Raw genomic sequence first — 4,024 nt, forward strand, 5'->3', positions numbered from 1 at the left:
RTTTAAAAAATTTAAAGCAAAAGTATAATCTTACACAAAATTAGTTTTCAAATTGTCATATTGATGATTTTTTTTATTTCATCAAGAGTTTTCTACAAAATTAAAGGCAAAATTAGAAAAAAAAATAAAAATAAAAGTTATAATTAACTTTTATTTTTATTTTAGAATAATATTCTTGGAGGAACAAAAAAGGTTGCAATTAATTGAAAAAGAATTATAATAAAACCATAAATATTAGAGGAGTAATTAAAAAAATAGTTCAGAGAGTTAATTGATGGTGTGAAATTAATCTATTGTTTTAATGAAAGTTGCTAAATATTTTAACTTGATATTTTAATTAAGGTAATAAGTGATACTTATTAAAAAAGGATGGTACCGTAATTATTTAGAAAATAATTGCTCCTATTATTTTATTTAAATAATAGGAGTTTTTATTTAGAAAGGAAACAAAAATGGGAAAAAAATTAACAAAGAAATATGACCATGCCTTGGTCGAAACAGGAAAATATCAATTTTGAAAGAAAAAAGGTTATTTTACTGCAGATGTTACAAGTAAACAGCCAAAGTTTAGTATTGTTATTCCACCCCCAAATGTGACTGGGAAATTACATTTAGGTCATGCCTGAGATACAACATTGCAAGACTTGATTATTCGCTATAAAAAATTACTAGGATTTGATACTTTATATTTACCAGGAATGGACCATGCGGGAATTGCTACACAGGCAAAAGTAGAAGAACGTTTACGTATAACAAAAAATATTTTACGACATGATTTAGGACGAAAAAAGTTTATTGAACAAGTTTGAGCATGAAAGGAAGAATATGCTGAAATTATTCGTGAGCAATGAGCTAAATTAGGATTATCATTAGATTATTCACGTGAGCAATTTACATTAAATAATAATTTAACATCAGCAGTACAAAAAGTTTTTATTGATTTATACCAAAAAGGATTAATTTATCGTGGTAAACGAATTATTTCTTGAGACCCTGTACAAAAAACCGCTTTATCAAATATTGAAGTTATTTATCAAGAGCAACAAGGCAAAATGTATTATTTTAAATATTTTTTAGAAAATAGTACAAGTGAGTTTTTGACAATTGCAACAACACGCCCAGAAACAATGTTTGCTGATCAATGTGTTGTTGTTAACCCAAATGATAATCGTTATCGCAAATATTGAAATAAAAAAGTGATAAATCCAGCAAATGGTGAATTGCTTCCTATTATTTGTGATAATTATGTTGACCAAGATTTTGGAACGGGAGCAATGAAATGTACACCAGCACATGATGCTAATGATTTTGAAATTGCTTTGCGTCATCATTTAGCAATGCCAATTTGTATGAATTTAGATGGGACAATGAACGAATTGGCTGGAAAATATCATCACCAAGATCGTTTTACTGCCCGTCAAAATTTAGTTCATGATTTAGATCACCAAAAGTTAATTGTTGAAATTAAAGATCATTCTCATCAAGTTGGTTTTTCAGAACGAAGTGGTGCTATTGTTGAACCATATTTATCAGACCAATGATTTGTTAAAATGGAATATTTTGCTGAAAAAATTATTAAATTTCAATCATCACCAAATAAAATTAAATTTTATCCTTCTCGATTTAATACAACATTAATTAATTGAATGAAAAATGTTCAAGATTGATGTATTTCACGGCAACTATGATGAGGACATCAAATTCCAGCATGATATCATAAAGATGATTCAACAAAAATTCATGTTGGCTTAATTCCACCAGATAATAGTAAAAATTGAATTCAAGATGGAGATGTTTTAGATACTTGATTTTCATCAGCATTATGACCAATGACAACTTTAGGATGAAATTGAGATAAAACATTATTTCATCGCTATTTTCCAACTAATGTTTTGGTGACTGGTTATGATATTATTTTCTTTTGAGTTTCAAGAATGATGTTTGACTCATTAGAGTTTACAAAGGAAAAACCATTTAATGATGTTTTAATTCATGGTTTAATTCGTGATGAAGAAGGCCGAAAAATGAGTAAGTCATTAAGGAATGGGATTGATCCGATGGATGTTATCAAAGAATATGGTGCAGATACATTACGCTATTTTTTAGTTACAAATAGTGCACCAGGACAAGATTTACGTTTTTCTTTAGAAAAAGTTAATAGTGCTTGAAATTTTATTAATAAGTTATGAAATGCTGCTCGTTATGTTGAGCTGAATTTAACAAGTGATTTTAAACCATTGGTTAATTTTGAAACAGAAATTAAAAACTTATTATTAAACCATCAAGAAAATGCTATTGACCAATGAATTTTAACTGAATTAACAAAAACAATTGCTAAAGTACAAACGAATATGGAAAAATATGAATTTGTTTTAGTTGGCAAAGATTTGTATGATTTTGTATGAAATAAGTTTTGTTCATGATATATTGAATTAACAAAAGTTAATTTACAAAGTAATAATGCCACAATCAAGAAGATAACAATTCAAACATTGTTTTATGTTTTAAAACAAATTTTAATTATGTTACATCCATTTATTTCATTTGTAACAGAAGAAATTTATCAAAAATTAAATTTGAAAGAGTCAATTATGTTAGAAATTTACCCAAAAATTAATTTTAATTATAATGTTGATTATTTGAATTTAGTAACAGAAATTGTTGCTGCAATCCGTGAATTGCGAAGTAATTATCAAATTAAAAAAGAAGATATTATTGAAATTTGATTTGATCAAATAAGTAGTAAAAATAATATTACTACAAATGTTATTGCATTAATTAATGAATTTATTTTAAAAATGGTTAATAGTAAAGTGACGGGTGTACTTCAAGAAAAAGATGCAAACCAAAAATATGCCACAATTCCATTAACGAATGTTATTTTAGAAGTTGGGTTGAATGATATTGTTGATGAAACAGTAGAACAACAAAAAATCAATGGGGAATTAACTCGTCTTGAACAAGAACTAGAACGAAGCAAAAATATTTTAAATAATCCAAGTTTTTCAGCAAAAGCAAATCCTGAAAAGATTAAACTTGAACAAGAAAAATATGCCCAATATTTAGAACAATATCAACAATTAAAAGGAAAAATAACAAATGGCAATTCCAACGATTAACATTATTGGGGCTGGATTAGCAGGAACCGAAGCAGCGTATCAATTAGCACGACGAGGTTTTAAGGTTAATTTATATGAAAGTAAACGATTAATAAAAAATCCAGTGCAAAAACAAAATTCCTTTGCAGAATTGGTTTGTTCAAATTCGTTACGTAGTGAAAGTTTAACGAATGGTGTTGGTTTATTAAAACAAGAAATGCTAGCATTTAATTCATTAATTATTAAAGCAGCTTATGCAAGCCGTGTTGCAGCTGGGGGAGCATTAGCTGTTGATCGGAATCAGTTTTCAGAATATATTACAACATGGTTAACAAATAATTCAAATGTGACTTTAATTAACCAAGAGGCAACAATTATTGATGATAAAGCAATTACATTGATTGCTTCTGGACCCTTAACAACATCAAAATTTCAAACGACCATTCAAGGATTATTGGGGCAAAAATATTTTTACTTTTATGATGCAGCCGCGCCAATTATTACAAAAGAAAGTATTGATTTTACTAAGGTATATTATAAATCACGTTATGATCAAGGCAATAGTAAAGATTATATTAATTGTCCAATGAGCAAGGATGAATTTGAATTATGAGTTCAAACATTAATTACAGCAGAAACAGTAGTTTTACATGATTTTGAAAAAGAAATTTATTTTGAAGGGTGTATGCCAATTGAGGTAATGGCAAAAAGGGGGATTAAGTCATTATTGTTTGGACCATTAAAACCAGTTGGTTTAGAAACCACAAATGGTAACCGTCCATATGCTGTTGTACAATTACGTCAAGATGATGCAATTGATACATTAGACTTCTTGCATAACCTAGTTATTTTAAAATTCCTATAAAATATATTTAAAATAGAAATTATAGGAATCTAAAATTATGAAATTTGATAAATTTGATTAW

General features: G+C 27.5%; 1 protein-coding gene and 1 pseudogene. Both read left to right on the forward strand.

The genetic code is table 4. The annotated features are described in order from the left end of the window. Nucleotides 1-452 precede the first annotated feature (452 nt). Complete coding sequence (locus EHV01_RS03735) at nucleotides 453-3,119, forward strand: valine--tRNA ligase (protein WP_422066257.1); 2,667 nt, start codon at nucleotides 453-455, stop codon at nucleotides 3,117-3,119. Continuing rightward, nucleotides 3,100-3,924 (forward strand): annotated as a pseudogene (trmFO, locus tag EHV01_RS03740) (methylenetetrahydrofolate--tRNA-(uracil(54)-C(5))-methyltransferase (FADH(2)-oxidizing) TrmFO); the annotation flags it as partial. The gene EHV01_RS03735 and the pseudogene trmFO, both read left to right, overlap by 20 nt. Nucleotides 3,925-4,024: the final 100 nt, after the last annotated feature.

The organism is Spiroplasma sp. hy2, assembly GCF_044714365.1.
Classification (GTDB): Bacteria; Bacillota_I; Bacilli_A; order Mycoplasmatales; family Mycoplasmataceae; genus Spiroplasma; species Spiroplasma phoeniceum.